General features: G+C 28.7%; 16 protein-coding genes. 6 read left to right on the top strand and 10 right to left on the bottom strand.

Annotated elements, in window-relative coordinates:
• Positions 1-46: 46 nt before the first annotated feature.
• From secA to R3X25_RS14020, 4 genes are all read right to left on the bottom strand, one after another.
• Entirely contained in the window at positions 47-3,394 is a 3,348-nt protein-coding gene (secA, locus tag R3X25_RS14035) for a preprotein translocase subunit SecA (RefSeq protein WP_317675582.1), read from the bottom strand.
• A 172-nt stretch (positions 3,395-3,566) separates the two neighbouring features.
• Positions 3,567-3,788 (bottom strand): DUF2795 domain-containing protein, encoded by a 222-nt coding sequence (locus R3X25_RS14030; protein ID WP_317675581.1) that lies wholly within the window; start codon positions 3,786-3,788, stop codon positions 3,567-3,569.
• Between the two features lie 86 nt (positions 3,789-3,874).
• On the bottom strand, positions 3,875-4,450 hold the full coding sequence (locus tag R3X25_RS14025) for a cob(I)yrinic acid a,c-diamide adenosyltransferase (protein ID WP_317675580.1): 576 nt from the start codon (positions 4,448-4,450) through the stop codon (positions 3,875-3,877).
• A gap of 12 nt (positions 4,451-4,462) precedes the next feature.
• On the bottom strand, positions 4,463-5,239 hold the full coding sequence (locus R3X25_RS14020) for an O-methyltransferase (protein WP_317675579.1): 777 nt from the start codon (positions 5,237-5,239) through the stop codon (positions 4,463-4,465).
• Positions 5,240-5,324: 85 nt separating this feature from the next.
• Here R3X25_RS14020 and R3X25_RS14015 point away from each other — a divergent pair, with 85 nt between their 5' ends.
• Complete coding sequence (locus R3X25_RS14015; protein WP_317675578.1) at positions 5,325-6,104, top strand: polysaccharide biosynthesis/export family protein; 780 nt, start codon at positions 5,325-5,327, stop codon at positions 6,102-6,104.
• 6 nt (positions 6,105-6,110) lie between these two features.
• Positions 6,111-8,561, top strand: a complete 2,451-nt coding sequence (locus tag R3X25_RS14010) for a polysaccharide biosynthesis tyrosine autokinase (RefSeq protein WP_317675577.1) — start codon at positions 6,111-6,113, stop codon at positions 8,559-8,561.
• Here the strand turns inward: R3X25_RS14010 and hutI are convergent, their stop codons facing one another.
• Positions 8,562-9,797 (bottom strand): imidazolonepropionase, encoded by a 1,236-nt coding sequence (gene hutI / locus R3X25_RS14005; RefSeq protein ID WP_317675575.1) that lies wholly within the window; start codon positions 9,795-9,797, stop codon positions 8,562-8,564. It lies immediately after the preceding gene.
• A 152-nt stretch (positions 9,798-9,949) separates the two neighbouring features.
• Between hutI and pta the strand changes: the two genes are divergently transcribed.
• The 4 genes from pta to R3X25_RS13985 all read left to right on the top strand — a co-directional run bounded on the left by pta (position 9,950) and on the right by R3X25_RS13985 (position 15,324).
• Positions 9,950-12,043: a phosphate acetyltransferase gene (gene pta / locus R3X25_RS14000; protein ID WP_317675573.1), complete on the top strand. Its 2,094-nt coding sequence runs from the start codon at positions 9,950-9,952 to the stop codon at positions 12,041-12,043.
• A complete protein-coding gene (locus tag R3X25_RS13995; protein ID WP_317675572.1) occupies positions 12,044-13,234 on the top strand; it encodes an acetate kinase in 1,191 nt (396 codons plus the stop codon).
• A gap of 168 nt (positions 13,235-13,402) precedes the next feature.
• On the top strand, positions 13,403-15,010 hold the full coding sequence (locus R3X25_RS13990) for a fumarate hydratase (RefSeq protein ID WP_317675571.1): 1,608 nt from the start codon (positions 13,403-13,405) through the stop codon (positions 15,008-15,010).
• A gap of 146 nt (positions 15,011-15,156) precedes the next feature.
• Complete coding sequence (locus R3X25_RS13985; RefSeq protein WP_317675570.1) at positions 15,157-15,324, top strand: hypothetical protein; 168 nt, start codon at positions 15,157-15,159, stop codon at positions 15,322-15,324.
• A gap of 355 nt (positions 15,325-15,679) precedes the next feature.
• On the opposite strand, the gene R3X25_RS13980 is transcribed toward R3X25_RS13985, so the two are convergent.
• From R3X25_RS13980 to prfB, 5 genes are all read right to left on the bottom strand, one after another.
• Positions 15,680-18,157, bottom strand: coding sequence for an outer membrane beta-barrel family protein (locus R3X25_RS13980; RefSeq protein WP_317675569.1), 2,478 nt, complete (start codon positions 18,155-18,157; stop codon positions 15,680-15,682).
• Positions 18,158-18,354: 197 nt separating this feature from the next.
• Positions 18,355-18,693 (bottom strand): arsenate reductase (glutaredoxin), encoded by a 339-nt coding sequence (arsC, locus tag R3X25_RS13975; RefSeq protein WP_317675568.1) that lies wholly within the window; start codon positions 18,691-18,693, stop codon positions 18,355-18,357.
• Between the two features lie 25 nt (positions 18,694-18,718).
• Positions 18,719-21,100 (bottom strand): outer membrane beta-barrel family protein, encoded by a 2,382-nt coding sequence (locus R3X25_RS13970; protein WP_317675567.1) that lies wholly within the window; start codon positions 21,098-21,100, stop codon positions 18,719-18,721.
• A gap of 129 nt (positions 21,101-21,229) precedes the next feature.
• Complete coding sequence (locus R3X25_RS13965) at positions 21,230-21,847, bottom strand: HAD family phosphatase (RefSeq protein ID WP_317675566.1); 618 nt, start codon at positions 21,845-21,847, stop codon at positions 21,230-21,232.
• 1 nt (position 21,848) lies between these two features.
• The gene (prfB, locus tag R3X25_RS13960; RefSeq protein ID WP_317675565.1) at positions 21,849-22,955 is read right to left on the bottom strand and encodes a peptide chain release factor 2; all 1,107 of its coding nucleotides are present in this window, start codon (positions 22,953-22,955) and stop codon (positions 21,849-21,851) included.
• Positions 22,956-22,959 lie beyond the last annotated feature (4 nt).

Genomic DNA, 22,959 nt, shown 5'->3' with positions numbered 1-22,959 from the left:
GCAATTTGCGAGGCTTTTTTTTTACTATACTAAATTTAGTTACGTATTAATCTTCATGAACAATAACCCATTCACCTTTATTAATTAAAGGAATAGCTTGCTTATACTTTATTTTTTTACTTTCACCATTCATTACATTTTTAATAGTAATTATTTCATTTCTACCAATTTTACGTTCAGTACGTACAATAGTTTCAGTAACTTGTGGTTGTTGAGTTTGATTAGTTTGAGTTTGTTCCGAAGTATTTTTATAGTCTTCTTTACTTAATTGAACTTTTTCACGTTTTTGTTCTCTAGCTTGTGAAACTTGTTTAGAATCCTGAGATGGTAATTCACCCTTAAATAAAAACGAAAGTACTTCTTTATTAACCGTATCTAACATATTATTAAATAACTCGAACGATTCAAATTTGTAAATTAATAAAGGATCTTTTTGCTCATATGTAGCATTTTGAACAGATTGTTTTAATTCATCCATTTGACGTAAATGATCTTTCCAAGTATCATCAATTATTGCCAATGTAATGTTTTTTTCAAAATCTGTTACTAATCCTTTACCACTGGTTTCATAAGCTTCTTTTAGATTTGTAACAACTTTTAATTCTTTAGTACCATCTGTAAAAGGAACCACAATACGCTCATATCTATCGCCTTGAGTTTCATAAACATCTTTAATTACCGGATAGGCAGCTAGTGCGCTTCTTTCTAATTTATCTTTATAATGTTTGTATACAACATCAAATAATTCATCTATTAACTCTTGATCAGATTTTGATTTAAATTCTTCTTCAGTAAAAGGTGAACTTGTTGAAGAAAAACGAATTAGTTCAAACTCAAAGTTTGTGTAATCATTTGTTGGTTTATTTTCTCTAACTAGTAAATCACAAGTATCATACACCATATTTACAATATCTACTTGTAAACGGTCACCATCTAAAGCATGTCTTCTACGTTTATAAACAACTTCACGTTGAGAGTTCATTACATCATCATATTCTAACAATCGTTTACGAACACCAAAATTGTTTTCTTCTACTTTTTGTTGCGCACGTTCAATAGATTTGGTAATCATAGAATGTTGAATAACTTCACCTTCTTGTAATCCCATTCTATCCATCATTTTAGCGATTCTTTCTGAACCGAATAGACGCATTAGGTTATCTTCTAAAGAAACATAGAATTGAGACGATCCTGGATCTCCTTGACGACCGGCACGACCACGTAACTGACGGTCTACACGACGAGAATCGTGACGTTCTGTACCAATTATGGCTAAACCTCCAGCTGCTTTCACTTCATCACTTAACTTAATATCGGTACCACGACCAGCCATGTTTGTTGCAATAGTTACAACACCTGCATTACCTGCTTGCGCAACAATATCAGCTTCTTTTTTATGAAGTTTAGCATTTAATACGTTGTGTTGTATTTTTCTAATACCAAGCATTCTACCCAATAATTCTGAAATTTCAACAGAAGTTGTACCAACTAATACTGGACGACCTTCTTCAACTAGCTTTACAATTTGATCAATTACAGCATTGTATTTTTCACGCTTTGTTTTAAAAACTAAATCTTCTCTATCTTTTCTTAATAAAGGAACATTTGTTGGAATTTCAATAACATCTAATTTATAAATATCCCAAAATTCACCAGCTTCAGTAATCGCAGTACCTGTCATACCAGATAGTTTACGATACATTCTAAAATAATTTTGAAGTGTTACGGTAGCATAGGTTTGGGTAGCATCTTCAATTTTTACGTTTTCTTTAGCTTCAATAGCTTGGTGTAAACCATCAGAATATCTACGGCCATCCATAATACGACCTGTTTGCTCATCAACAATTTTAATTTTATCTTCCATTATTACATATTCCACATCTTTTTCAAAAAGGGTATATGCTTTTAATAGTTGATTCATAGTATGAATACGCTCACTTTTTATACTATAATCTCGGTATAATTCTTCTTTTTTGGCTGTATTTTCTTTTTTATCAGTAAATTCTGTATCTATTTTAGCAATTTCAGTACTTAAATCTGGTAAAATAAAGAATTCATCATTTTTATCATCTCCAGATAAGTAAGAAATACCTTTATCTGTTAATTCAATAGAGTTATTTTTTTCGTCAATTACAAAATACAATTCCGCATCAATTTTTGGCATTTCGCGGTTGTTATCTTGCATGTAGTAGTTTTCAGTTTTTTGAAGTAACTGTTTAACTCCTTCTTGACTTAAATATTTAATTAAAGCTTTACTTTTTGGAAGACCTCTAAAAACACGAAGCAGTAAAAATCCACCTTCTTTTGTATCACCTTCATTAATTAATTTTTTTGCTTCAGCTAAAACACTTGTTAAAAGTTGGCGTTGCATTGATACTAGTTTGTCAACACCTGGTTTTAATTCGTTAAACTCATGGCGATCAGCATTGGCAGTAGCTCCAGAAATAATTAAAGGTGTACGAGCATCATCGATTAATACAGAATCTACCTCATCTACAATAGCATAATTGTGTGGACGTTGTACCAAATCGTTTGGTGAGTGTGCCATGTTATCACGTAAATAATCGAAACCAAATTCGTTATTTGTACCAAAAGTAATATCTGAATTGTATGCTTTTCTACGTGCATCAGAATTTGGTTGGTGGTGATCTATACAATCAATACTTAAACCATGAAATTCGTAAATTGGTCCCATCCAAGCAGCATCACGTTTAGCAAGGTAATCGTTTACTGTTACAACATGTACACCACGTCCGGTTAATGCATTTAAGTATACGGGTAGGGTAGATACTAAAGTTTTACCTTCACCAGTCATCATTTCAGCAATATTACCTTGGTGTAAAACAGCACCACCAATTAATTGTACATCGTAATGTACCATGTCCCAAGTAACTTCTTTTCCTTGAGCATCCCATGTATTTGCCCAAATAGCATTTTCACCATCTAGAGTTACATTTTCTCTTTCTGCGGAAAGTTCTCTATCAAATGGAGTAGCGGTTACTGTAATAGTTTTATTTTCAACAAATCGTTTTGCAGTTTCTTTAACAACTGCAAAGGCTTCAGGCATAATGTCTTCTAAAACTTTTTCTGAAATTTGGTATACTTCATCTTCAAATTTATCAATTTCATTATAAATTTGTTCACGTCTATCAATATGTGTGTCTTCTTTATGTGCTTCTACTTTTAAATCAGTAATTTTTTTAGTTAGATCTTTTGTTGCTTCGGAAATTTTCTGTTTAAAATAAACTGTTTTATTCCGAAGTTCGTTATTTGAGAGATTTGAAATTTCTTGTTCAAATGCTGTAACTTGTTTTACAATAGGTTCTAATAATTTTAAATCTTTTTTATTTTTGTCTCCGACAAATATTTTAAGAACTGAATTTAATATGTTCATTTTTAGTAATATATGTTTTTTTATACTTAAATAATAAGTGTGTATGTTTATTTTTTGATAGTTAGCGAATTTAAACTTTTTTACAATGAAAAAGGTTTAAAATTAACTTAAATTTTTATGTTTAAAGCAAAAAAAAAGCCTCGATTTAGAGACTTTTTATTTTTTTAATGGTTTAATATTCATCTTCATTCCAAAGATAGTCATCTTCGGATGGGTAATCTGGCCAAATTTCCAAAATTGTTTCATAGTTTTCATCTTCATCTTCAACTTCTTGAAGGTTTTCAACTACTTCTAAAGGTGCTCCTGTTCTAATTGCATAATCAATCAATTCATCCTTTGTCGCTGGCCAAGGTGCATCTGCTAAATAAGATGCTAGTTCTAATGTCCAATACATAATTTTCGTATTAATTTTCTGCAAAAATAATTTTTTTACTTAAAAAGTCAAGTTTTTTCTTGTATTTTTTCAATAATAATAAGAACTTATTTTTTTTTCTCCGGAATCCACTTAATTTCTTCCGCTTTATTAATGTATGTCAACTTCCGTGCCAGTACAAAAAGATAGTCAGAAAGGCGGTTTAAATAGATTAAGATTTGTTCGTCTACTTTCTCCGTTTCATTGAGCATTGAGGCTATTCTTTCGGCTCTTCTACAGATACAACGTGCTATGTGACAAAATGACACTGAAGTATGTCCGCCAGGTAATACAAAATGAGTCATTGGGTCTAAACTTTCATTCATATTATCTATTTCATTTTCTAGAAGTTGAATAGATTCTGGATTTATTTTTTCAATTTTTAGCCTTTCTTTTCCACTTTTTAGAAATTCTTTTTCCGAAGGAGTTGCTAACATAGCACCAATTGTAAATAATTGCGTTTGGATTTTAATTAAAACATTTGATAAATGTTCTCCAATTTTTTGATCGCGTATTAATCCTATGTAAGAATTTAATTCATCAACGGTTCCGTAAGCTTCAATTCTAATATGGTGTTTTGAAACTCTAACACCACCAATTAACGCAGTTGTACCTTTATCTCCAGTTTTTGTATATATTTTCATTTAAATTTTTAATTAAATTCTTATTATAAAATGTTGTTTAACTTGTTCTTTTCTAAAAAAAACAATTCCCCAAAAGTACAAATCTATAGTTACAGTAACTTTTGGATGTTGTTTTATTATTTTCCAAGCCTCATTCATTTCCTCTGTCCAATTAATATCGTCAAAAATAATAAATGAATTGTTATGTATTGAATTTAAGCATTGTTCAAAATATGCTAGTGTAGTTTTTTTTTGATGATTACCATCAATATAAATAAAATCAAAATTACTATTTGATGTTGTTTTATGAAGTGTATTTTTAAATTCACCTTCAATAATAGTAATATTGTTTAAATTTAATTTGTAAAATAAGTTTTGTGCAACTTTACTTGTTTCTTTGCAACCTTCTAATGTTGTAATTCTAGATTTAGGGTTTAAAGTAGCCATTGTTGCTGATGCTAGCCCCACAGATGTTCCAATTTCTAAAATATTTAAAGGTTTAAAATACGTTACTAAATTTATTAAAAGTTTTGCCTTTTTTAATGAAATTCCAGCAACTTTAGCAATGTCACTAACTTTTCTATTGTTTGATTTAAAAATTTTACTTCCTTTTCCAAAATCTTGAATAGTTATAACTGTACTGTTTTTATTTAAAATAGATTTAATACGTTTATACGGATTAATTTTTTTTTTAGGTGTTTTTTGATATAAACATTTTGTAACTAAATTAAATACAAAAGGAGAATGTACACCATGTTGATTGGTGGAATTTATTAAATAATTAATGTATAGTTTAATTTTAAACCACATGATAATTGATTTTTTGCGAAATTAATGGAAAAATTATTTTAATAAGCTATTTAAAATTATATTTGTCTGACCTCATTAATTTTTTATGAAAAGAATAATTAGTATCCTTATTTCTGTTGTTTTATTATCTTCTTGTGTAAGTAATAAACAACTAACTTATTTTCAGGGTGATCCTGTTCCAAAAAACGAAATTTATAGATTGAATAATGCTCCATATCGTTTGCAAGTAAATGATATTTTATATATTGATATTAAAGCAGATAATGCTGAAATAGTTTCAATGTTTAAAGCAAGTGAAGCGCAAGCAAGTTCTTCTAACCAATCAGGAAGCTTATATTTTACAGGTTATACAATTGATAGACATGGGAATATTAGAATGCCATTTATTGGAGATATAAATGTTTTAGGATATACTGAAAAAGAAACAAGGGAAAAGGTTGAAACTGAATTAGGGAAATTTTTTAAAAATCCTGAATTGATATTTGTAACGGTAAAGCTAGGAGGAATTAACTTTTTAGTTACTGGTGAAGTAGGCTCTCCAGGAACCGTTAGTTTAATGCAAAATCAAGTTTCAATAATTGATGCACTTGCCAATGCAGGTGAAATAACAACTGTTGGAAATCGAAAAGAAGTAGAAGTTATTAGAAAAACATTAGATGGAGTAAAAAAATTTAAAATTGATATGACAGATATGTCTGTTTTTAATTCCGAAAATTTTTACATTCAACCTAACGACATTATTTATGTGCCACCATTAAAACAAAAAGCTTGGGGTACTGGAACAACTGGTTTGCAAACATTTACAACTGTTGTAACAGTATTGTCTTTTTTAACTAGTTCAATTTTATTGATTAAAAATTTATAAGAATTTATGGAGAATAAGTTCAAGTTTATAGAGAATCCACAAGAACAAATTTCAGATATTAAAGATTATATTTTTAGAATTCTTTCTAATTGGAAATGGTTTGCAGTTAGTATTATTATTGCTTTTGCAATTGCATATTATGTAAATATTTCAGCAGAAAGAGTTTATGGGTTAACTACAACAATTGCTGTAAAAGAACAACAAAATCCATTGTTTGCTTCAGGAACTAATATTGCTTTTAATTGGGGTGGAGTAAGTGATAAAGTAGAGTCAATTAGAAAATCATTAACCTCACGTTCTCACAATGAGAAAGTTGTTAAGCAACTCGATTTTTATGTAGATTATTTAAAAGAAGGGAGATTTAGATTGGAAGATGTGTATGGAAAAACTCCTTTTACTTTAGAACTTCAGAATAATCAATTTCAATTATTAAACACAAATATTAAAATAGAATTTATTTCTAATAATAGTTTTAATATTTCTGTTGATTTTGATAATGAACTTAATTATAACCTAATAAATTATAAAACAGATAAGGTTAATACTTATAAACCAAAAGTATTAGAAACCCAACCATATTCATTTAATCAATATATAAATTTACCTTATTTAAAAGGTCAGTTAAAACAAGTTGAAGATTTTAAACCAACTAATGGAGCTGTTTATTTTATTCGATTAAATTCAATCACACAAGCTACTAATATTTATAAAAATGTTAATGCAAAAGGTTTAGCAGGTACATCGTTAGTAGAACTTTCTATGCAAGGTGCTAATAAAAATAGAATAGTTGATTATTTAAACAAAACTGTAGAAGTATTATCTAATTATGAATTAGAGCAAAAAACGAACTACGCTAGAAGTACAAAGGCTTTTATTGATGCACAATTTAAAAACACTTCTGATAGTTTAAAATTACTTGAGAATACAATAGGTGAGTTTAAAAAGCAAAACGATATTTATAATTTGTCGGCTCAAGGAAGTGAAATTTTTTCTCAAACAACAGGTCTAGATCAAATGCAAAAGCAATTGGTTGATAGAATAGAGTACTTTAATAATTTAGAAAGCTATATTAACTCTCATTCTAATTATTCTAAAATTCCAGCACCTGCAATTATTAATATTGAAGACGCTGCAATTACAGGAATGGTTGGAAATTTAACTGAACTTTCTATTCAAAAAGAAAAATTATCAAACGAAGTTACTTCGAATCATCCTTCATTAAAACTTGTAAATCAGGAGATTGAAACTGCAAGAAATGTATTATTAGAAAATATTTCTTCATTAAAAAGTACCACCAATGTTACTTTAACAAATAGTAGAAAACGATTAAATTCATACAATTACAAATTAGATAAATTACCTAATAAGGAACAAAGGTTATTGAATTTTCAACGTAAGTACAATTTAACAGAATCCAATTACGTTTTTTTAATGCAAAAACGTTATGAAGCAGATATAGCTATTGCAGCTAGCGTATCAGATATTTCTGTTTTAGATTCAGCAAAAGATACAGGGCAAGGTTCTATTCTTCCTAGAAAATCATTTAACTATATAATTGCTTTGTTGTTAGGAACCATTTTTCCATTATTTTTAATAGTAGCAAAAGAAATTTTAGATACTAAAATACATAGAGCAGAAGATGTTGAAAAAATATCTCCAATTCCATTATTAGGTGTTGTTGGAAAAAATACTGCTGAAAATAATTTAGCTGTATTCTTAAAACCAAAATCTACCGTTTCAGAATCTTTTAGAGCCTTACGTTCTAATATTCAGTTTTTATTTGGAAGACAATCACGAGATAAATGTAAAACAATAGTAGTAACATCTTCAGTAAGTGGAGAAGGAAAAACATTTGTTTCTATTAATATGGCAACTGTTTTTGCTTTAGGTGGGAAAAAAACAATTTTGGTTGGATTGGATTTACGAAAGCCAAAAATATTTGGAGATTTTGGTATAACTAATGAAAAAGGAGTTGTTAATTATTTAATTGCTGAAGAAGAAAAAAGTGCTATTATAACTAAAACAAAAGTGCCAAATTTAGATGTTATAACATCTGGACCAATACCTCCAAATCCTTCTGAATTGCTTATTAGTCAAGCAACGGATGAACTAATTAATAGTTTGAAAGAGGAATATGAATACATAATATTAGATACGCCACCAGTAGGTTTAGTTAGTGATGCAATTGAATTGTTGAAATTTGCTGATTCTACTATTTATGTAGTTAGACAAGGCTATACAGATAAAGGTATGCTTCGTTTAATTAATGAAAAGTATAAAAAAGAAGAAATAGCTAATATTAGTATTGTTTTAAACGACTTCAAGGTTAAAAACAAATATGGATATGGTTATGGATACGGTTATGGCTATGGATACGGCTATGGTAAATATTCAAATGGTTATCATGAAGTTGAAAAGAAGAAACCTTTTCTAAAAAGATTATTTAAAAAGAAATAATTAGATACGTTTTCCTTCTATATAAACTTGTTCAATTTGATGATTTCCAAATGAGTAAGGAATAAATCCGTAACTAGGAATTTCTTTAGTAATAATAAAACTAGCTTTTTTACCTTTACAAATACTTCCATGGGAATTTTCTAACCCCATGGCATAAGCTCCATTTATTGTAGCTGCATTTATTGCTTCTTCTGGTGTCATTTTCATTTTAATACACGCTGTTGAAACAACAAAATTCATATTACCTGAAGGTGTTGAACCTGGATTGTAGTCTGTTGCTAAAGCGATTGGTAGCCCAGCATCAATCATTTTTCTAGCAGGAGAATATGGAATTCCTAAATAATAAGAGCAAGAAGGCAAAGCAACGGGCATGGTTTTAGAACCTTTTAAAATTTCAATATCTTCATCTCTCATTTCTTCTAAATGATCAACAGAAATAGCTTTAAATTTAACTCCAACTTGTACACCGCCAAAAGCATTAAACTGGTTAACATGAATTTTAGGTTTTAAGCCGTAATTTTTAGCTGCTGCTAAAAGTTTTTTAGTGTCTTCAATATCAAAATAGCCTTTTTCACAAAAAATGTCAATAAATTCAGCAAGATTTTCATTTGCAACTTCAGGAAGAATTTTATTAATAACAATATCTAAATATGCAGATTTATTATTTTTATATTCTGAAGGAATTGCATGTGCACCTAAAAAAGTAGCTTTTATAGTGATTGGATAATTTTGGTTCAATTTTTTAATAACACGAAGCATTTTTAATTCAGCTTCTTTTGTAAGTCCGTAACCAGATTTAATTTCAACAGCACCAGTACCTAATTTCATAACTTCTTCAACTCTTCTAGCAGATTGCTGGTATAAATCTTCTTCCGAAGTTTCTTGTAATTTTTTCGCTGAATTTAAAATTCCGCCACCTCTATTAGCAATTTCTTCATAAGATAAACCATTAATTCTATCAACAAATTCTTGTTCTCTATTACCTGCATAAACAATATGTGTGTGGCTATCGCACCAAGTGGGTAAAATTATTTTTCCAGTTACATCAATTGTTTTATCTACCTTTTGGTTATTCCAGTTTTTCATTTCACCAAAATCTTTAATACTATTATTTTCAATAAGTAAAAAAGCATTTTTTAAAGTTGGTAATATTTTCATATTTTTACCAGAAACCATTTTTTTTGGATAATCTTCTACTTGAATAAGTTCTTTAATATCAGTAAATAAAGTAGTCATAGTTTTTGTAATAGTAAATCAAAGGTACTGATAATTTATAAATAAGAATTAAATACTATTTTATCTATAAACGTGATATTTGTCACTAAAAAAAGAACCAAAAAATTGGTTGACCAATTTTTTATAAGTTATATTTGCCTAAAATTATTTTAATGAATAAAGCTATATATATTGCTACTAGTGAACCCAATAGTGGTAAATCTATTGTTGTTTTGGGTTTAATGAGAATGTTATTGGGAAAAACAGCTAAAGTAGGTTACTTTAGGCCAATAATAGACGATGTAAAAAATGGTAAAAGAGACAACCATATAAAAACTGTTCTTTCGCATTTCGATTTGAATATAGAGCCTAAAGATGCGTATGCTTTTACGCGTTCAGAAATGATAAACTTAAGGAATAAAGGTGAAGAAGGTAAAATTATTGACACCGTAATTGAGAAGTATAAAATTTTAGAAGAGCAGAATGATTTTATGTTGGTTGAAGGAACTGATTTTTCTGGAGAAGGAACAGCAGTTGAATTAGATGCCAATATTTTAATAGCCAAAAACTTGGGGATTCCAGCTATTTTAGTTTCAAGTGGAGTTGGAAAAACATTAGAAGAATTTGTTGCTGATTTACATTTAGCGTATGATTCTTTTGAAGATAAAGAAGTTGAAGTTTTGGCTGTAATAGCAAACAAAGTTCAAGAAAAAAATATTGAAATAGCTAAAAAAGGTGTTGAAGCAGTTTTGCCAAAAAATGTTTATGTAAATGTTATTCCTTTAATTGAATCTCTAAACAATCCAACACTTAAAGAAATTGCAAAAGCAATAGATGCAGAATTTTTATTTGGAAAAGAAGACTTAAATAATGAATGTGCAAGTTTTACTGTTGGGGCAATGCAACTACGCAACTATTTAACGCACTTAAAAGATAATACACTTGTAATTACACCTGGAGATAGAGCAGATATAATTTTAGGTGCTTTACAAGCTAATATATCATCTAACTACCCAACTGTTTCTGGTATAATTTTAACAGGTGGTTTAGTTCCTGAAGAGCCAATTACAAAACTAATTGATGGTTTAGATAAAGTTGTCCCAATTTTATCAGTAGATCACGGTACATTTGCAACAGCAAATAGAGTTGGAGCAGTTAGATCTCATATGTATGCTGAAAATAATCGTAAAATTAATCAAGCAATAAATGTATTTGATAAATATGTTGAAGTTGAAAAATTAACCGATAAGTTAGTAGCATTTGAAAATACTGGTATTACACCAAAAATGTTTCAGTATAATTTACTGAAAAGAGCAAAAACAGCACGTAAACATATTGTATTACCTGAAGGAAATGATGATAGAATTATTACAGCAGCAGGTATATTAGTTGAATTAGATGTTGTTGATATTACTATTTTAGGTGATTTTGATACTATTAAAAGTACAATTGATAGACTAGATTTAGACTTTGATTTAAGTAAGGTAACTATTATTGATCCATTAACTTCAGAATATCATAAAGATTTTTCACAAACCTTATTTGAACTTCGTAAACATAAAGGTTTAACAATTAACATGGCTGAAGATTTAATGGGAGATGTTTCATACTTTGGAACCATGATGGTGCATAAAGGTTTAGCTGATGGAATGGTTTCTGGAGCAGCACATACAACACAACATACAATTTTACCAGCTTTACAATTTGTAAAAACAAGACCTGGAGTATCAGTAGTTTCTTCAGTATTTTTCATGTGTTTAGAAGATAGAGTTTCTGTTTTTGGAGATTGTGCCATTAACCCAAATCCTAATGCAGAACAATTAGCTGAAATAGCTATATCTTCAGCAGAATCAAGTATAAATTTTGGAATTGATCCAAAAATTGCAATGCTTTCATATTCATCTGGAGCTTCTGGAAAAGGAGCAGATGTAGATATAGTTAGAGCAGCAACTGAAATTGTAAAAGCAAAACGTCCAGATTTAAAAATCGAAGGACCAATTCAATACGATGCAGCTGTAGATCCTTCAGTAGGTAAAAGTAAATTACCAGATTCTGAAGTTGCAGGACAAGCAAACGTATTAATTTTCCCTGATTTAAATACCGGAAATAACACATACAAAGCAGTACAACGTGAAACAGGTGCATTAGCAATTGGACCTATGTTACAAGGTTTAAATAAACCAGTAAACGATTTAAGTAGAGGTTGTACAGTAGAAGATATATACAACACAGTAATATTAACAGCAATACAAGCACAAGGAATATAAATGAAAATTTTAGTAATAAATTCAGGTAGTTCATCTATTAAATATCAATTATTTAATATGCCTTCGGAAGAAGTAATTTGTTCAGGAATTGTTGAACGAATTGGTTTAGAAAACCCAAAAATTAAATACAAATCTAGTAAAGATTCTATTGAAAAAGTTTGTAGAATTACAGACCACAAAACAGGTTTAGAAAAAGTAGTTAAATTTTTATTAGATGAAGAAGTAGGAGTTATTAAATCTACTTCTGAAATTCAAGCAGTAGGTCATAGAGTTGTTCATGGTGGAAGCACTTTTTCTAAAACAGTAGTAATTGATGAAGAAGTAAAAGAAAAAATTAAAGAATTATTTTCATTAGCACCTTTACATAATCCTGCTAATTATGAAGGAATTGTTGTTGCAGAAGGAATTTTTCCTGAAGCAAAACAAGTTGCAGTTTTTGACACAGCATACCACCAAACTATGCCTGTTGAAGCATACAAATACGCAATTCCTAATAAGTTTTTAGACGAAGATAATATTCGTAGATATGGTTTTCACGGAACTAGCCATAAATATGTAGCTGAAAAAGCTATGTCATATTTAGGAGCAGAAAATAGTTCAAAAATTGTTACAATTCATTTAGGTGGTGGATGTAGCATGACAGCTATTAAAGATGGTAAAAGCGTTGATACTTCATTAGGTTTTGGACCAGTTGCTGGTTTAATAATGGGTGGTAGAGCAGGTGATATAGATTCTTCAATTATATTCCATTTAGTAAATAATTTAGGATATGATTTAAATGAAGTAAACAATATACTGCAAAAAGAAAGCGGAATGGTTGGATTAACCGATGGTTTATCTGATTATAGAGATATTGAAGCTGAAGCAGAAAATGGAGATGAAAAATGTCAGTTAGCTTTAGATATGGCAGCCTATAGAATTAAAAAATATTTAGGTGCTTATATGGCTATTTTAAACGGAATAGATGTTATAGTATTTACTGCTGGTATTGGAGAAAATTCTGTACCTATGCGTAAAATGGTTTGTGAAAACATGGATTATTTTGGAATTGATATAGATGTTGAAAAAAATGCAGTTAGATCTAAAGAAGTTAGAGAAATTCAAGCAGTTAATTCTAAAGTAAAAATAATGGTTATTCCAACAGATGAAGAAGTTGAAATAGCAAAACAATCTTTTGAACTTATAAATTAAAAATAAAATACACACATATATTTTTTATTAAAAAGCCTTTCAGATGAATCTGAAAGGCTTTTATTTTTTTATAAAAGATAAATAAACCTTTTTTAATTTAGCTATTTTACACATCCATTGTATATTTGCAAGAGCAAAAAAATAAGTTATAAATAAAATTATATAAAGATGTCTGAATTTAAATATCAAAAGCCTTTTCCAATCCAAAAGGATACTACCAAATACCGTTTGTTAACTAAAGACCATGTTTCTGTAGTGGAGTTTGATGGACGAAAAATTTTAAAAGTTGCACCAGAAGGTCTTGAGTTGTTATCGGAAGCAGCATACCATGATGTATCATTTTATTTACGTGCTACTCATTTAAAAAAATTAGAGACTATTCTTAAAGATCCAGAAGCTTCTGATAATGATCGTTTTGTTGCGTATACAATGTTGTTAAATCAAATGGTAACAGCAGAAGGCGAACTACCAACCTGTCAAGATACAGGAACAGCAATTTGTGTTGCTAAAAAGGGTGAAGATGTGTATACGGGTGTAGACGATGCTGAATATATTTCAAAGGGTGTTTTTAACACATATCAGACAGATAATCTTCGTTTTTCTCAAATTGTTCCTCAAACAATGTTAGAAGAAAAAAATTCAGGTTCAAACCTTCCTGCTCAAATAGATATTTATGCAGAAAAAGGTAATAAGTACGAGTTTTTATTTATAACAAAAGGTGGAGGATCTGCAAATAAAACTTATTTATATCAGATGACTAAATCTTTATTAACAGAAGAGAATTTAACCAATTTTGTTAAAAAGCATATAATGGATTTAGGAACTTCTGCATGTCCGCCTTACCATTTAGCATTTGTTGTTGGTGGAACTTCTGCCGAAGCTAATTTGGCAACTGTAAAAAAAGCATCTGCAGGTTATTTAGATCATCTACCAACAGAAGGTAATGATAGTGGACAAGCTTTTAGAGATTTAGAATGGGAAGAAAAAATAACAAAAATTTGTCAAGAAAGTGGAGTAGGAGCTCAATTTGGAGGTAAATATTTTGTACATGATGTACGTGTAATTCGTTTACCTAGACATGCAGCATCTTGCCCAGTAGGATTAGGAGTAAGTTGTAGTGCCGACCGTAATGCTAAAGGTAAAATTACTGAAGAAGGTATTTTTCTTGAGCAATTAGAAAAAAATCCAGCACAATTTTTACCAAAAGAAGCACCGCATTTAGCAGGTGCTGTTGAGTTAGATTTAGATCAACCTATGGAAAAAATTCGTGAAGTACTTTCTAAATATCCCGTAAAAACGCGCTTTAATTTAAGAGGAACATTAATAGTTGCGCGTGATATGGCACATGCAAGAATTAGTAAAATGTTGGCAAATGGTGAAGAAATGCCTGAATATTTCAAAAATCATCCTGTATATTATGCAGGACCAGCAAAAACACCAAAAGGAATGCCTTCAGGTAGTTTTGGGCCAACAACTGCAGGAAGAATGGATCCGTATGTAGATCCTTTCCAAAAAGTTGGTGGTAGTATGGTTATGGTTGCAAAAGGAAACCGTTCACAACAAGTAACAGACGCTTGTAAAGCTAATGGAGGTTTTTACCTTGGTTCTATTGGAGGTCCAGCAGCAATTTTAGCAAAAAATAGTATTAAATCTGTTGAAGTGGTTGACTTTCCAGAATTAGGAATGGAAGCAGTTAGAAAAATTAGAATTGAAGATTTTCCAGCATTTTTATTAGTAGATGATAAAGGAAATGATTTTTTTGGTGAATTTAAATAGAAATTAAATAAGAAGTAAAGAAAATACACTAAAGAATTTTATTTTTTAGTGTATTTTTTTTGAAAAAGATTATTAAAAAAGCATTGTTTGAAATTGGTTTATTGAAAATAAATATTATTTTTGCTATAAATAAATAATAACTACACATGGATTTATCACAATTTTCAGGATTTTTAGTTTTCTTAACAGTTTTTACAATGGGATTTTGGCTAATGATTTTATTATTAACCTTTATAGTTCCTTATTGGTTAGTAGGTTATTTTAGAGAAGCTTGGAAATATAGAAAAGGTGGAGAACCAGCAAGAAAAGAATAATATTATAAAATATTACATATAAAAAAAAGACAGCTATTTAGCTGTCTTTTTTTATTGTTATAGAAATCTAAATTACTTTTTATTTTGGTAAATTTCTTTTAATTAAGCTTTCTTTTTATCACCAGTAATTTTTTGAACACTTTTTCTATCAGAAGATACTTTTGTTATAATTTCTTGAATATCTATTAATTCAGTTGTAGATGTATCTATATTTTCATTAACGTATTCTATAATTATATTTAATTTTTCTACTTTTTAAGCAAAGCTAGTTTGTATTGTAAAAAATAAAAATGTTTCTATTATAATGGTTTTTATTACTTGCATTATAAATTAAATATAATACAATATGGGGTTTTTAAAACATTTCTTGTTCTCCATCACCATCAAATTCTCCTTCAGAGCGTTGTCTTTGTTTCTTTTGATTAAATCTATAAGTAAAATTTAATTTAATTTGACGTTCTCTCCATTGAAATTCACTATATGAATAAGTAGTTGCAGAGTAACTTTCAGATTTTCTTTTTCTAGTATTAAATAAATCAGATACGTTTAAAGAAAGTGTTCCCTTTTCTTTTAAAATATCTTTACTAAATGCAAGGTTAACACTTAATATACCTTCTCGTTTAGTTTGAGCACTTTCATAAGGTGCTCTATACATTCCTCTAGTTTGCCAATCAATACCTCCAGGTAAGCTTACTCTTGAAGTTAATCTAGTAAACCAAGTTACATCATCAGAATCGAAACTTTCATTGTTATAATCACCATTAACTACAGATTTAAAGAAATTAAAGCTATTTGATAATCTCCACCATTTAAACGGATTGTAATTTGCTGTAAATTCAAATCCATAACGGTCTTGAGTTCCTAAATTTACAGGTGTAGTAATAATTACTTTTGTTAAACTTGAAGTTTCTGTTGGATCTGTTATTGTATTTCCACTATTGTCTCTCCATTCATCTTCTTGAATCATTTCAATATTATTTATTGAATGTTGGTAGTAAATTGAAGAGTTTAAGGTAAACTTATTCCATTTTTTTAAGAAGCCAATATCAAAAGAGTTTGTATAAGTTGGGTCTAAATTTACATTACCTTTTCTAATGTAAGTTTCACTTGTAAGCGATTCAAACGGATTTAAAAACCAGTGACGAGGTCTTCTTAATCTTCTGCTATAACCAAGTGTTAAACTTTGATCTTCACTAAATTCAAGGCCTAAATTAACTGTTGGGAAAAATTCAGTAAAATTTTTGTTATAAACTTCATTTGTTTGAAGTAAATTAATTCTTCTTTCAGTTTTTTCAGCTCTTAAACCAAATAAATAAGAAAATTTATTAACCTTTTTTCCATATTGAGTATAAACTGCATAAATATCTTGATTAAAATCTAATGTGTTTGAGTAGTTTGTATTGTTTACAAATTCACCACTTTCATAGCTTTCGACTAAATAATCAGTATTTATATCATCTAATTGTATATTAAAACCGAATTCAAACTGGGCGTTTTCACCAATTGGTAATGTATAATCTCCTTTAAATTGAACTTCTTTTTCTTTTTCAAGAGTTTCAGTTCTTTCAGGATCATTTTCAACAGTAGCAGGGTAGGTATCAACATCAGTTATAAAAGCATACTCATTTTCTTCTGTATTTCCGTATTGGAAATCTAGGGTAAGTTTATGACCTGACTTATTAAAATCTTTTGTATAGTTTAAGCTATATTCAAGTACTTTATCTTTTTCAGTTTCGTTTTCAGTTCTAAGAGTTTCTCCTGATAGTAAGTAATCTATATTATATTCATCAATAAAATTTTCAGCAATATCATCACTATCAGAATCTCTATAAAGTACAGAAGCTGTAAGAGAACTTTTTTTGCTTAAAAAATACTCTATTCCAAACCTTGTATTAAACCTGTTTCTTTCTCGGTTATATTCTATTACTTCATTTCTATAAGATTCTATGGCGTCATTATCATCTAAATAAGTAACTTCTGAAAGTGAATTTCCTGGGCTATTACTATAACTGTAACTACTATTGGTAAATAAATTAAATTTTTTAGTACGGTAATTTAAGTTTGCAGCAACAGAATAATTTTCAGGGTAACCAATTGATGTTGAAATAGATCCATTAAATCCTGTAGCTTTTCCTTTTCTAAGTACAATATTTAATATTCCTGCTGTTCCTTCAGCATCGTATCTTGCAGAAGGACTTGTAATAACTTCAACCTTTTCAATAGCGTCAGCAGGTAATTGGCGTAACGCATCTGTACCACTTAAACCAACTAAACCTGAAGGTTTTCCATTTACTAAAATTCTAACATTATCATTTCCTCTTAAACTTACATTTCCTTCAACATCTACGGTAACCGAAGGTACATTATCTAAAACATCTGAAGCAGAACCACCTTTAACAGTCATATCTTTACCAACGTTATATATTTTTTTATCTAAACGTATTTCAACGGTACTTTTTTCTGCAATTATTTCAATTTCGTTTAAGCTTTCAGCGTTTATTTCTAAAGGAATAATTCCTAAATTTTTATCTGAATTTATGGTCTGGTTTTTAAAGGTTTTTGTTTTAAACGAAATAAACTCAACGGAAATATCATAAACACCTTTGGTAACTTCTACATTAAATATTCCATTAGCATCAGTTATTGCTCCAGTAATTTGTTTGTTATTTAATGGCGTAAATACTACAGTAGCATATTCTAATGGTTGTTTTGTTTCTTTATCAATTACAGTACCTGATACTTTAAATTTTGATATATAAGTATTAGTTGGTTTAGGCTGACCAAAAATTTGAACGGATATAATTAGTATTAAAATAGTAATAATTGACCTCATAAAATTGATTTTTTTTGAAGTTCAAAAATACTATTAATTCATTTTAAAATATGTTAACTAGTGTTAACACTAAAACACGTTAAAAAAGTGCTTTTTTTAGTGTGTAAATGTTGATTAAACAGTATGTTAAACTAAAAACCCTTCAGTTTTTTTGAAGGGTTTTTAGTTTGTTTATTTGTTAAATAAATCTTAATTTTTTAAAGTATATTTTTAATTAATTCTGGCGGACGACCAATTACAGCCTTTCCATTATTAATTACTATAGGACGCTCAATTAATTTTGGATTTTGAACCATAGCATTTATAATTTCTTTATCTGATAATACTTTTCCTTTGAAGTTTTCTTTCCAGATAGTTTCATTTTTTCTAACTAATTCAATAGGAGAGATGTTTAATAAGGAGATAATTTCAGTTAATTCTTCTTTAGAAATAGGTGTATCTAAATATTTTATAGTTTCAAAGTTTACGTTAGTTTCTTCTAAAATTGCTAAACCTTGGCGACTTTTACTACAACGAGGATTGTGATATATTTTCATTTTTTGATTTTGTTTAAGTACAAATTTAATAATTTGGTTGAATATCTTTTTTATCAAAATCAATTTTTCGTTGTTTTTTACTTTGGTTAAATCGATAGGTAAACGATAGCTTTATAGTTCTATATTTATTTTTATATTTTGTTTTTTGAAAAAAACCTTCAATGTATCGATCTCTATTTGTTTCACGTGACAAAAATAAATCATCTACATTTAAACTTATAGTTGCATTATTATTAAATAATTCTTTTGTTAAAGCAGCAGTTACATAAGTGTATGCTTTTCTTTTAGAAACAGCACCTTCTGATTCTAAAAAGTGTGTAACATTTGTTTGGAAATTAAAAAGCTTTGGTAGTTTTATTTGAGTTAACAAGCTTAAGTTTCCTGTAAAGGTATTGTCTGTATAATCTATTTCAATAGCTTGGTTAGCGTTGTTTATAGTTTTAAATACACCTTTTTGTTCTAATTGATTTAATAAAATATTTCCACTAAAATTTAATGTTTTAGTTGGGCTGTAAAATACAGCTACATTTAAACCATATTGTTTTAAATCACCTACGTTGGCATAGGTTGTTATTAACTTATCAACACCATTAAATTGTTCTCCAGAATTATAAGTTACATTTTGCCAATAGTTATCGAAAATGTTAAACATTAACGCAGAAATTATGGTAATTTTTTTTCCAGAATAGGTGTAGCTAATATCATTTTGATAGATGTATAAAGGTTCTAAACTTTCATTACCAATATAGCTACTAGTTTCACTTGTTTTTTGTTCAAAAGGCTGTAAAGTTTCATAATTTGGTCTACTAATACTTCTAGTTGAACTAAAAAACAAAGATTTATAGTCATTAAAATCATATCCTAGATAAACAGCTGGAAATAAATCGTTATATTCTTTTGAGTTAGATGAATTTAAATCTTTATAGTTAATTTTAATTTTATTAGACTCCGCTCTCAATCCAACGGCGTAGTAAAACTTTTTAATTTGATTTTCAAATTCGGCAAATACAGCATGGCTATCTTCTATGTAATCTATACTGTTAATTGCATCTATTTCGGTATTTAAAAAATTAGTAGAACCAAATTCTCCTTTATAACCTAAAGCAAATGCTTTATTATCATTAATGGACTGATTATATTTTATATCAATATCAGAATTTTTTAATTTATTTTTTTCAATATAATCTTCATCAGTAAAATCAGAGTTTGTGTTAGTTATTATTCTATCAAAATCTTCAGTGTCATTATAATAACTAAAGTTGGCTGTTATGTTTTTGTTTTCATTAAAATTATGTTCCAAATTAATAGAATATTCTAAAATGTCATCATTAAAATTAATGTTATAAAATCTATTATTTGTTGCTTGAAGTAAGTTTGAATTATCTAAAAATTCTGTAAAGGTTTCACTATTAGACTTATTGTTTAAGTTTGTGTAATTTATTTGTGGGGTAAGTGTAGTGTTGTCTGAAATATAAATTTCTACACCTAATAATCCATACCAATTATTTTTATTTCTACTAGTTTCATTAGATTCATTTAAATAGGAAGACGTAGTTCCATTTTCAAAATACTCACTTTTATAATCAGCTATACTAACAGATTTACTATGTCCATAACTTGATGTTGTATAAAAGTTGTATTTTTTTGTTTTGTAATTTAAGGTAAGTAGACCTCCATAAATATCTTTAAAACCTCCTGTTGCGGTAATAGAAGCGTTAAACCCTTCATCTTTTCCTTTTTTAAGAATAATATTGACAATGCTTTTATAAGAAGCTGTGTAATTAACACCAGGATTTGTTATTACTTCAATTTTTTCAATAGAACCAGCAGCAATAGATTTTAATGCTTCACCTTTAGACATAGGAGAAATTTTGCCGTTAATCATAACCGTTGTTTCAGAACCTCTTAAACTAACGTTACCTTCTGTATCAACTTCTACAGAAGGTATGTTATTTAAAACATCTGTTGCTAAACCTCCAGAAGAAACAATATCTTTAGATACATTTACCACCATTTTTTTGGGTTTAATTTCAATAGTTTTCTTTTCCGCTACTATCTCAATTTCATTTAATAGTTGAGTATCAATACTTAATTCAATAGTTCCAATATTTGAATTTTTTAAAATGTTAGAAATATCTAATTTTTTTGTTTTGTAAGAAATGTACTCAACACTAACATTATAGTTTCCTTGAGCAACTTCTATGGAAAAATTTCCTCGTTGGTTAGTAATTCCACCAAATTTAATTTTATTATTAATATCTCTAAAAATAATAGAGGCAGCTTCTAAAGGTTTTTTTGTTTCGGAATCGATTATTTTACCTGAAACATTAAAAAAAGTTTGTTCTTCACTTTGACTTAAAAGTATTGTAGGGAATGTCAAAAAAAATAACAGAATTATTCTTTTCATTTGAGTTAATTTAAATTTATAGCAATTATTGTTTTTAATAAACAGATTATTTCATCTTTTAAAGCTAAAATACAAAATATTGTTAAATAACAACCATTTGTTTATTAAAAAATGTATTTTATAAGTGTTTTAATCAATTTTAATGTTAAATAAATTCAGTTTTTCGCTTAATTTTTCACCTTTTGAGATATGAATTCCATTGAATCCTATTTTTTTTGCACCTTCAATATTTTCAAAATTATCATCAATAAAAAGAGCATTTTCAGGTGTAATATTATAGCGATCTATAATTAAATTATAAATTTTAGAAAATGGTTTTCTGCACTTTTCTTGTCCTGAAACAACTACACCATCAAAATTTTTAAAAAAAGGAAATAGTTCTAGTGCTTTGTCCCATTTCTCAAAAGACCAATTTGTTAAGGCATAAAAGTTATATTTTTTTGTAGCTTTTAGTTGATGAAATAGTTTAACATTTTCTCTAATTGGGCCTGAAAACATAAACTCCCAATCTGCATAAAAAAGTTTAATCTCTTTTTTGTATTCTGGGAATTGAGTTATTAGTAGACTTTCGGCTTCTGCAATTGTTCTTCCACCATCTTGCTCTATGTTCCATTCAGGTGAACAAACATTGGTTAAAAACCATTTCATTTCTTTTTCAGTGTTAAATACGTTTTTATAAACATATTCTGGATTCCAATCTACCAAAACACCACCTAAATCAAATATTATAGTATCTATCTTTTTCATTTTAAAGTTCGTTTGAAGTATCTTTTTGACCTTGTTGCATTAAATAAGCTTTGATAAAACTATCTATTTCACCATTCATAACAGCATCTACGTTTCCAGTTTCATGAGCGGTTCTAACATCTTTTACCAATTTATAAGGGTGCATTACGTAATTTCTTATTTGTGAGCCAAAGTCAATTTTCATTTTGCCAGCTTCAATATCGCTTCTCGCTTCTTGTTGTTTCATCAATTCAATTTCATACAATTGAGATTTTAACATTTGCATTGCTCTATCTCGGTTTTCATGTTGTGAGCGAGTTTCAGAACATTGTATTTGAATTCCACTAGGTTTGTGTGTTAATTGAACTTTTGTTTCTACTTTATTAACATTTTGACCACCAGCACCACTTGAGCGTGCTGTTGTTATTTCAATATCAGCAGGATTAATAACAATTTCTATACTATCATCAACTAACGGATACACATATACGGAGGCAAAACTTGTATGTCTTTTTGCATTACTATCAAAAGGAGAAATTCTAACCAATCTATGCACGCCATTTTCGCCTTTTAAATAGCCAAATGCATACTCACCATCAATTTCTAATGTAACAGTTTTAATTCCAGCAACATCACCTTCTTGAAAGTTTAATTCCTTTACTTTAAAGCCTTGTTTTTCGCTCCACATTAGGTACATTCGCATTAGCATTTCAGCCCAGTCACAGCTTTCTGTTCCACCAGCACCAGCAGTTATTTGTAATACAGCGCTTAAACTATCACCTTCTTCAGAAAGCATATTTTTAAATTCCATATTTTCTGCAAGCTCAATAGTTTTATTGTACAATAAATTTATTTCTTCTTCACTTACTTCACCTTCTGAATAAAATTCAAATAACACATTTAAATCTTCCAAATTTGTTGAAACAGTTTCAAAATCTTCAACCCATTTTTTTTTAGAACGTAGTTGTTTCATTACAACTTCTGCTTCTTTTGGGTTGTTCCAAAAATTGGGATTTGCAGTTTTTTCTTCCTCGTTCGAAATTTCAATTTTTTTCTTGTCAATATCAAGGTAAGTTTTTAACTTGGCTATTCGGTTTTGTAGTTTTTTTATGTAATCTAATGTTATCATTTCA

It is taken from the genome of Lutibacter sp. TH_r2 (assembly GCF_033101135.1).
Lineage (GTDB): Bacteria > Bacteroidota > Bacteroidia > Flavobacteriales > Flavobacteriaceae > Lutibacter.
The sequence above is the reverse complement of the archived record's forward strand: the minus strand, read 5'-3'. Positions and strand labels throughout refer to the sequence as shown.

Bases quoted from the DNA above. Each gene is read 5' to 3' on its own strand.
- secA (WP_317675582.1), bottom strand. From the start codon at position 3,394: ATGAACATATTAAATTCAGTTCTTAAAATATTTGTCGGAGACAAAAAT.
- R3X25_RS14030 (WP_317675581.1), bottom strand. From the start codon at position 3,788: ATGTATTGGACATTAGAACTAGCATCTTATTTAGCAGATGCACCTTGG.
- R3X25_RS14025 (WP_317675580.1), bottom strand. From the start codon at position 4,450: ATGAAAATATATACAAAAACTGGAGATAAAGGTACAACTGCGTTAATT.
- R3X25_RS14020 (WP_317675579.1), bottom strand. From the start codon at position 5,239: ATGTGGTTTAAAATTAAACTATACATTAATTATTTAATAAATTCCACC.
- R3X25_RS14015 (WP_317675578.1), top strand. From the start codon at position 5,325: ATGAAAAGAATAATTAGTATCCTTATTTCTGTTGTTTTATTATCTTCT.
- R3X25_RS14010 (WP_317675577.1), top strand. From the start codon at position 6,111: ATGGAGAATAAGTTCAAGTTTATAGAGAATCCACAAGAACAAATTTCA.
- hutI (WP_317675575.1), bottom strand. From the start codon at position 9,797: ATGACTACTTTATTTACTGATATTAAAGAACTTATTCAAGTAGAAGAT.
- pta (WP_317675573.1), top strand. From the start codon at position 9,950: ATGAATAAAGCTATATATATTGCTACTAGTGAACCCAATAGTGGTAAA.
- R3X25_RS13995 (WP_317675572.1), top strand. From the start codon at position 12,044: ATGAAAATTTTAGTAATAAATTCAGGTAGTTCATCTATTAAATATCAA.
- R3X25_RS13990 (WP_317675571.1), top strand. From the start codon at position 13,403: ATGTCTGAATTTAAATATCAAAAGCCTTTTCCAATCCAAAAGGATACT.
- R3X25_RS13985 (WP_317675570.1), top strand. From the start codon at position 15,157: ATGGATTTATCACAATTTTCAGGATTTTTAGTTTTCTTAACAGTTTTT.
- R3X25_RS13980 (WP_317675569.1), bottom strand. From the start codon at position 18,157: ATGAGGTCAATTATTACTATTTTAATACTAATTATATCCGTTCAAATT.
- arsC (WP_317675568.1), bottom strand. From the start codon at position 18,693: ATGAAAATATATCACAATCCTCGTTGTAGTAAAAGTCGCCAAGGTTTA.
- R3X25_RS13970 (WP_317675567.1), bottom strand. From the start codon at position 21,100: ATGAAAAGAATAATTCTGTTATTTTTTTTGACATTCCCTACAATACTT.
- R3X25_RS13965 (WP_317675566.1), bottom strand. From the start codon at position 21,847: ATGAAAAAGATAGATACTATAATATTTGATTTAGGTGGTGTTTTGGTA.
- prfB (WP_317675565.1), bottom strand. From the start codon at position 22,955: ATGATAACATTAGATTACATAAAAAAACTACAAAACCGAATAGCCAAG.